The sequence below is a fragment of the Jatrophihabitans sp. genome, from assembly GCF_036000465.1.
Classification (GTDB): domain Bacteria; phylum Actinomycetota; class Actinomycetes; order Mycobacteriales; family Jatrophihabitantaceae; genus Jatrophihabitans.
This window is the reverse complement of sequence record NZ_DASYFV010000029.1, coordinates 118,253-126,869: the sequence shown is the minus strand read 5'-3', so window position 1 is coordinate 126,869 and position 8,617 is coordinate 118,253. Positions and strand designations below refer to the sequence as shown.

Genomic DNA, 8,617 nt, shown 5'->3' with positions numbered 1-8,617 from the left:
ACCCGGGCACGTCGGTGAGCTTCATCGCGGCCGCCTCGGGGGTGCCGACCCCGACGGTGCAGTGGCAGCGCTCCACCGACGGCGGGGCCAGCTTCACCAACATCGCCGGAGCCACCAGCACCACCTACACCTTCACCGCGGTCGCCGGCGACAACGGCAACCAGTACCGGGCCGTCTTCACCAACGTCGCCGGCAGCGCCACCAGCACCGCCGCCACGCTCACCGTGGGCAGCGCCCCGACGATCAGCAGCGCGAACACCACCAGCTTCGCTGTCGGCGTCCCGGGCAGCTTCACGGTGACCACCAGCGGTTTCCCGAATCCGACGCTCACCACCACCGGCACCCTGCCGGCGTGGCTGTCGTTCACCGACAACGGCAACGGCACCGCCAGCCTGGCCGGCACCCCACCGTCCGGCAGCGGCGGGACCTACAGCTTCACCATCAACGCCGACAACGGCAATACCCCGTCCGACAGCCAGGCGTTCACGCTCGCCGTCGACGAGTCGCCGACCATCACCAGCACCGACCACACCACCTTCCTGGCCGGCACCGCAGGCAACTTCCTGATCGCCACGACGGCGGGCTTCCCGGTAGCCACCACGCTGAGCGAGACCGGTGCGCTGCCCAGCGGTGTCAGCTTCACCGACAACGGCGACGGCACCGCCACTCTGGCCGGCACCCCGGCCTCCGGCACTGCCGGCACGTACCCGTTCACCATCTCCGCGACCAACGGTGCCAGCCCGGCCACGACGCAGACCTTCACGCTGACCGTCCTCGAGTCGCCGGTCATCACCAGCGCCGACCACGCCACGTTCGTCGTCGGGTCGGCCGGCACGTTCACCGTCACCACGGCCAGCGCGGCGGCCGTGACCATCACCAAGACCGGCGCGCTGCCGACCGGAGTCTCGTTCCACGACAACGGCGACGGGACCGCCACCCTGGGCGGCACCCCGGCCTCGGGCACGGGCGGGACCTACCCGATCAGCATCACCGCCAGCGACGGCAGCACACCTGACGCCACCCAGGCGTTCACGCTGACGGTCAACCAGCCACCAGCGATCACCAGCGCCGACCACGCCACCTTCACTCTCGGTGCGTTCGGCTCGTTCACGGTGACCACGGCCCCGGGATTCCCGACGGCGACCACGATCATCGAGACCGGCGCGTTGCCGTCCGGGGTGAGCTTCACCGACAACGGTGACGGGACCGCCGCCCTGGCCGGAACCCCGACCGCCGGCGGGACCTACCCGGTCACGATCAAGGCGAGCAACGGAGTGGCCCCGGACGCCACCCAGTCGTTCACGCTGACGGTCAACCAGGCGCCTGACATCACCAGCGCCGACCACACCACCTTCGCCGTCGGCAGCGGTGGCACCTTCACCGTCACCACGGCTCACGGAGTTCCGTCGGCGGTTGCGCTCACCCTGACCGGGACGCTGCCGTCCGGGGTCTCGTTCCACGACAACGGTGACGGGACCGCCACGCTGGCCGGGACCCCGGCCGCGGGCACCGGCGGGAGCTACTCCCTGAGCATCAAGGCCGCCAATACCGCCGGCTTCACCACCCAGTCGTTCACGCTGACCGTGACCGAGCGCGCCAGTGTCACCAGTGCCGACCACACCACGTTCGTGGTCGGCTCGGCCGGCTCGTTCACGGTCACCACGACCGCCGGCTTCCCGACGGCGACCACGATCACCGAGACCGGCGCGTTGCCGTCCGGGGTGAGCTTCACCGACAACGGCGACGGCACCGCCACGCTGGCCGGCACTCCGGCGCCGGGCACGGTGGGCAGCTACCCGGTGACGATCAGCGCGACGAACACGGCCGGCACCCGCCAGCAGGCGTTCACCCTGACGGTGCAGCCGGCGAACGCCCCGCCGGTGATCACCAGCGTGGACCACGCCACGTTCGCGGTGGCGAGCGCGGGCAGCTTCACCGTCACCACCACGGCCGGGTACCCGACCAGCACCCCCCTCACCGAGACCGGTGCGTTGCCGTCCGGGGTCAGCTTCCACGACAACAACAACGGCACCGCGACGCTGGCCGGCACCCCGGCCGCCGGCACCGGCGGGACCTACCCATTCACGATCACCGCCAGCAACGGGGTAACGCCGAACCCAACCCAGGCGTTCACGCTGACTGTCAACCAGAAGCCGGCGATCACCAGCAGCGCCGCGACGACGTTCACGATCGGGACCGCGGGCAGCTTCGCGGTCACGACGGCGGGCGGCTTCCCGACCGCGACCGTGATCGCCGAGTCCGGCGCCCTGCCGTCCGGGGTGAGCTTCACCGACAACGGCGACGGCACCGCCACCCTGGCCGGCACCCCGGCCGCCGGGACAGCGGGCAGTTACCTCGTGGCCATCACCGCCACCAACGCCGCGGGCTCCACGCAGCAGAAGTTCACCCTCACCGTCGGCCTCGCCGCGCAGACCATCACCTTCGCGGCACTGATCGACCGTCTGTACGGCGCGGCACCCTTCACCCTGTCCGCCACGGCCACCTCCCACCTCGCGGTCACCTACACCTCCTCCACCCCGAAGGTGTGCACCGTGACCGGCGCGACCGTGACCCTCAAGGCCGCCGGCACCTGCACGATCACGGCATCCCAGGCCGGCGACACCACCTGGCAGGCCGCCGCTCCGGTCACCCGCAGCTTCATCCTCGGCTACGCCATCAGCAACCTGGGCCCGCCGAACAAGTCGACGTTCAAGGCCGGATCCACCATCCCGGTGAAGTTCCAGCTCACCGGCGCCAACGGCAAACCGATCCCGAACAGCCTCGCCACGACTCTCGGCTGCACTGTGAAGGTCACCTTCAACGCCGGCACCCCGGTCCGTGCGACCTACAACCCGACATCGCAGCAGTTCCAGGCCAATCTCTCCACCCCGCGTAACCTGCCGCCACGGACGGCCTACAACATCGTCATCACGGTCAGCGTCTCCACGACCACCGTGGCGGCGGCCACCACCACAGTCATCACTAAGTAGAGCCAACTCCCGGTCGGCCACGGGGCGGGCATCTCAGATCGGCTGCGTGATGCCGGCGTGGCCCGGCTCCGCGTCGCAGGACTCGGAATAGGGACCCGCGAAGACGGACCGTCACAACGGGCATGCAGATCGCCGTCAGCAGCCGACGTTGCCAAAAGGCCGCCAGTGCCTACCCCGGCCGGTAGCGGTACCGCAGTGAGGCTTCAACAGGCCATGATCGGGCGGCCGCGTCGGCGACCATGATCGCGCGGCCGCGAAGAAGCGGCTATGAGAGCGCGGTAGCAACGCTGAGCGATGAGGCCGGCTGAATCCTTACGGACGCGCGACGTTTGATCAGCGCGACGCCGTGGATCGACTTCGGACGTACAGCAGGTAGGCGATGAATGCGAGCGCGTACGCGATGTCGACCAAGTCAAGCGGCGGCGAGTGCAGCGCCCGCGAGGCTACGAGAAGGATCATCATGGCGGCGACCCCCACCTGGGTCCCGGTAAGCAGTTGCCAGAGCGGCTCGCGTCGGCGGGCGATACGAAACCCCCCGATCAGGCTCAACACGGCTGCGAACGAGCAGATTGAGTAGACCGCGTAACCCACGATCGCTCCTTGGCTGTCGGACTGCCCATGCCGGCCGATGCAATGTACCTCTCGCAGCAGCTGTCTCGGCTGTTGAGCGCGCGCTCCTCGGCATGTTCGCTCGCATCTGACAGATCGATATGCGCACCCGAGCGGTCGAGGATCGAACGCGCAGACAGCGTGTGAAAGCGTGCCCGTCGGCTGGTGGGGAACGCAGAACCGACGACCGCTACAGGTCCGGGCTCGGCGTACGCCGGACGGGCTTGCCGCTCGGGGTTGCCGGGCGTTCACCCGAATCTGCGGCGGTACCGGCCTGTCGACGCCGGCCTCGGGGGCTCGCGTTGCACCATGCCGGTCATGGAGCTGGAGCAGTTGTTCGAGTACATCCCGCATCCGCACATCGAGCGGAGGCAGGCGGCAGGGCCGCCGAACGTTGCCGCTGCGGCTGCCCGGGTTCACGGCCCGGGCCGTATCGGGAAGGCCAACGCCAAGATCGGGCTCAAGATCACGGTGATCGTCGGGACCATGTGGACGGCGTACCTGTTCACCGTGCTCGCCCTGGTCAGCGCTCCGTCGGCGTTCAAGTCCGGCGACACGCTGATCATCGTGGCCTGGGTAGCCCAGACCTTCTTGCAGCTCGTCTTGCTCCCGATCATCATCGTCGGGCAGAACGTCCAGGCGGCGGCTGCGGATGCCCGGGCCGAGGCGACCTACGACGACGCGTCGGCAGTGCTGGCGGAAGCACGCCAGATCCAGGAGCACCTCAAGGCTCAGGACGTGGCCATCACCGAGATACTCAGCCATGTGCGCGGCGCCATCGGCCGGCCGGGCTCCGAGCGGCCTGATCCCGTGAGCTGACCTCCCGGCCCGAGGTATGCGATCGAGTCTGGCCTTCCGACAGTTGACCCGCGACGACGTGCGACGGCTCCCTGCGCTCGTCCGGCTTGGCCTCCAGACCTGACCTGGTCGCCGCGTGTCGCGTCGTTCCTGCGTGCCGCGCCGCTCCAGACAGGCAGTCCGCCATCACATCAGTCAGACACCACTCAGTACCTGTCGTTGCGCCAACCCTGGGTGGAGTGCGGGGAAGTCTTGCACCGTGCGACCGGCCGTGGTCAGAGCCGCGCCTGGCGGCTCGATCTGCGCGCAGAGGCCACGACGGATTCGGCGCACCGAACGACGGATAGGGTGGCCGCTACCGACCGGGGTATGGCTGAACGTATCCGTACTGCGGTGCAGGGTAGAGGGCTCTTGTCGGCACGATCTGCCTTCCGAGCGGTGTAAGCGCGATCGGAACCATCTTGAAGTTCGCAACGCCAAGCGGGATACCGATGATCGTCACGCAGAGCAGCAGGCCCGACACGATATGGCCGAGAGCAAGCCAGATCCCCGCAAGAATAATCCAGAAGAAGTTGCCGATCGCGGAGCCCGCGCCAGCATCGGGGCGTCGAATGACGGTGTTGCCGAACGGCCACAGCGCGTAGCTCGCGATCCGGAATGACGCAATGCCGAACGGAATCGTGACGATGAAGACGCAGAACACGATGCCGGCGACGCAGTACCCGATCGCCAGCCACAAGCCGGAAAACAGCAACCAGATGATGTTCATCAGGGTCTTCATTTCGCGAACCTAGCCGACCCGTAAATGTGCTGTCCATGCTCCGAGCGGCTCGGGGGCGCCGCATCGCGTGACGCAACTTCGGCAACACTGGCGCGTACCAAGTCGCACAGGCGTAGTGATCGTTCTGCGCGCGTGACTGAGCCGCTCGATTGTTCGCTAACGACGGATCGCGCGCGCCCCGACCGCGTTCAGCTTGCCGACTGACCGGCACGGCTTTCGTCGGCTAGCTCGACTGCCTACGATGCGCGCGTGACGACCTTCCATATTGAGCACACCTCGAGTCTTGCTCGGGCAGAGATCCGCCAATAGGCGCTCGTACTGCTGGGGCGCGATCTGACGGAGTACGCCCGATACAACTTGGCTGCCCAATCGAAGAACGAGGTGACGTTCACCCGCACGTACCGGACACCGCTGGTGTGGGTCGCGACAGTCGTTACGTTTCCGATCGGGCTCTCGTTCTTCTTCGCCGGTAAGCGACAGGACATCGTCACGGTGCTGATGGACAAGACGCCCGGAGGCACCTCGATCAGTGTTAGTGGGTCCGCCAAGCCTCGCGTGATTGAGGGTGTCCGCTACCGGCTACTCGAGGACCTCAGCCTCGACGACGAACCTGCCACGACGTAACGATCTCCGATTCGTCCGACCAAACCGTTGCGCGAGAACGATTGATCTGATGAGCGGGGTCGCCGGTGCACGTGCTCGCTGTCGACGGATATCGCATGCCCGAACGCGTTCCCGTCAACGCGTGTAGCGACGGCGGTCTGCCGACTGACGCCGGTGGGGTTGTGCTGATAGCACCTTCGTGTCCGAAGGATCGGGACGGGCGTCCGGCGCTCGTCCTGCGGTCGGTCGCCGGTGCCGACGGCTAGCGTCGGGGTGTGTCGTTGCTGCCGCCGCCGGACGTGCCGGGGGCAGATCTTCCCGTCCGGGCGGTGCTGCCGGACACGATCGCCGCGATCGGGCGTACCGGCAGAGCGGTGCTGGTGTCTCCGCCCGGGTCTGGGAAGACGTCGCTGCTGCCGCTCGCGCTGGCTGACGTCCTTGGTGGACGGATCGTGGTCGCTGAACCGAGGCGGATCGCGACCCGCGCCGCAGCGGGGCGGCTGGCTGAACTGCTGGGAGAGCGGCCCGGCGGGCGTGTCGGCTATGCGATGCGAGGTGAGCGGGTCGGTGGTTCGCAGACGCGGATCGAGGTGGTGACGACCGGGCTGCTCGTCCAGCGTATGCAGCGCGATCCCGAACTGCCGGGCGTCGCTGCCGTGGTGATCGACGAGTGTCACGAACGCCATCTGGACGCCGATTTGTTGTTGGCGTTCTGCCTCGACGTCCGTGAGACGCTGCGATCCGATCTCGTGCTCGTGGCGACGTCGGCGACGCCGGACACGGGTGCGCTCATCCGCACGTTCGACGCGCCGGTCGTCACCGCAACGTCGGTGTCGTACCCGGTTGATGTCATCTGGGCGGCGCCACCGGTTCCGCTGGCGTTGTTGCCCGGGTCGCGCGTCGACCCGCGACTGCTCGCGCACGTCGCGGACGTCGCGCGGCGGGCGCTGGCCGAGGGTGACGGGGATGTGCTGGTCTTCGTGCCGGGCGAGCGGGAGATCGCCCTTGTGGGGCGGGCGTTGCAGGGTGTGGCTGCCGACGTGCGGCCGCTGTTCGGGCGGCAGTCGCGCGCCGAGCAGGATCTCGCTCTCACCCTCGGGCCGCGGCGCAGAATCGTCGTCACCACGTCGATTGCCGAGAGTTCGCTGACCGTCCCCGGCGTCCGAGCCGTGGTCGACGCCGGACTGGCCCGCGAATCACGCACCGACCAGACGCGCGGGCTCGGTGCGCTGATCACCACGCGGGTCTCGAAAGCGTCCGCCGATCAGCGCGCCGGCCGCGCCGGCCGTGAGGCGGCCGGTCGCGTCTACCGCTGCTGGTCGCCCGAGCAGCACGTTCACCTCGAAGCGCACGCGCTGCCGGAGATTGCGACGGCCGACCTGGCGGGGTTCGCGTTGACGACAGCCGCGTGGGGTGCACCGGGTGGCCGGGGTCTCGCACTGCTCGACCCGCCGCCGGCGGCTGCCCTCGACGCCGCGACCGCACTGCTGCATCGCCTCGACGCGACCGACGCCAACGGCCGCATCACCGCTCGCGGCCGCCGGATGGCTGCTGTCGGCGCGCATCCGCGACTCGCCCGCGCCGTCCTCGACGGAGCGGACCTCGTCGGTGCCGATCGAGCGCGCGAGGTGGCGGCGCTGCTGTCCGACGACTCTCTTACCGGTCGCGGCGACGACCTCGCCGCTCGGTACCGCGCACTTCGCGACGGCGCTGACGCCGGCGACCGTGACGCTGTGCGTCGGTGGCGGCAGGAAATTCGCCGACTGGGCAGCGGCGGCCCGGGGCCCAGCGCAATGCGCGACGACCTCGCCGTCGGCACCGTCGTCGCCCTCGCCTACCCCGAGCGCATCGCGCGCGCCCGCGGCGCGGACGTCGCCAGCTACCTCATGACCGGAGGAACCGGAGCGCAACTGCTCCAGACCTCACCGTTACGGCGCACGCAGTGGCTCGCGATCGCCGTCGCCGACCGACAACCCGACCGGGCCGACGCCCGGGTACGCGCCGCGGCGCCGATCGATGAGGCGACGGCACGCGCCGTCGCCGCCGACCTGCTGGCCACGTCGGATGAGATCGAATGGACCGACGGCGCCCTTGTCGCGCGACGGATCGAACGCCTCGGCGCAATCGAGCTCTCGACCGCACCGCTGCCCCACCCCGATCCATTGCGGGTACAAGCCGCCGTCCGCGAGGGGCTGCGGAAGCGCGGCCTCGACGCCCTGGCCTGGACAGACACCGCTCGGGACCTGCGCGCGCGGCTCGGCTTCCTGCATGCGGTGCTCGGCGACCCGTGGCCCGACGTCGACGATGCCGCGCTGCTCGGGCGCCTGGACGAATGGCTCGACACCAGCGCCGTGCGGCGCGACGCCGACCTGCGCCGCCTCGACGTGCACGCCGCGTTGCGCCGGTTGCTGCCGTGGCCGGCGGCAAGCAGGTTGGACGAGCTGGCACCGGAACGGTTGCCCATGCCGTCCGGATCTCGTGTCCGCGTCACCTACGACGCAGCCGAACCGCCGGTCGTGTCGGTGAAGCTGCAGGAGGCGTTCGGGTGGACGCAAACGCCGAGGCTCGCAGAGGGGCGCGTCGCGGTGGTGTTGCACCTGCTTTCGCCGGCCCGACGCCCCGTCGCCGTCACCGCCGACCTGGCGTCCTTCTGGCGGCAGGGTTACCCGCAGGTGCGTGCCGAACTACGAGCGCGCTACCCCAAACACCCGTGGCCCGAGGATCCGTTCACTGCCGAGCCCACCGCAGGCACGAACCGTCGCAGATGACGTCGACGCTGACCAGCCGCGTGTATCGCGTACGAGTAGCGCTCGGCCGACGGGTGTCGTTCGCCAGA

6 protein-coding genes are annotated in these 8,617 nt (G+C 69.3%); 4 read left to right on the top strand and 2 right to left on the bottom strand.

Annotated features, from left to right (window positions below; translation table 11 throughout):
- Positions 1-2,990, top strand: a 2,990-nt coding sequence (locus tag VGN18_RS09910) for a putative Ig domain-containing protein (protein WP_327539512.1), incomplete at its 5' end; no start/stop codon positions are given.
- Between the two features lie 333 nt (positions 2,991-3,323).
- On the opposite strand, the gene VGN18_RS09905 is transcribed toward VGN18_RS09910, so the two are convergent.
- Entirely contained in the window at positions 3,324-3,581 is a 258-nt protein-coding gene (locus VGN18_RS09905) for a hypothetical protein (RefSeq protein WP_327539511.1), read from the bottom strand.
- Positions 3,582-3,917: 336 nt separating this feature from the next.
- Here VGN18_RS09905 and VGN18_RS09900 point away from each other — a divergent pair, with 336 nt between their 5' ends.
- Positions 3,918-4,418: a hypothetical protein gene (locus VGN18_RS09900; protein ID WP_327539510.1), complete on the top strand. Its 501-nt coding sequence runs from the start codon at positions 3,918-3,920 to the stop codon at positions 4,416-4,418.
- A gap of 334 nt (positions 4,419-4,752) precedes the next feature.
- Here the strand turns inward: VGN18_RS09900 and VGN18_RS09895 are convergent, their stop codons facing one another.
- Positions 4,753-5,178, bottom strand: coding sequence for a YccF domain-containing protein (locus tag VGN18_RS09895; protein ID WP_327539509.1), 426 nt, complete (start codon positions 5,176-5,178; stop codon positions 4,753-4,755).
- A 381-nt stretch (positions 5,179-5,559) separates the two neighbouring features.
- On the opposite strand from VGN18_RS09895, the gene VGN18_RS09890 reads away from it, so the two are divergent.
- Positions 5,560-5,802 (top strand): hypothetical protein, encoded by a 243-nt coding sequence (locus VGN18_RS09890; protein ID WP_327539508.1) that lies wholly within the window; start codon positions 5,560-5,562, stop codon positions 5,800-5,802.
- Between the two features lie 260 nt (positions 5,803-6,062).
- Positions 6,063-8,549 carry an ATP-dependent helicase HrpB gene (gene hrpB, locus VGN18_RS09885; protein WP_349259871.1) on the top strand — a complete coding sequence of 829 codons (2,487 nt, stop codon included), beginning with the start codon at positions 6,063-6,065 and terminating at the stop codon, positions 8,547-8,549.
- Positions 8,550-8,617 lie beyond the last annotated feature (68 nt).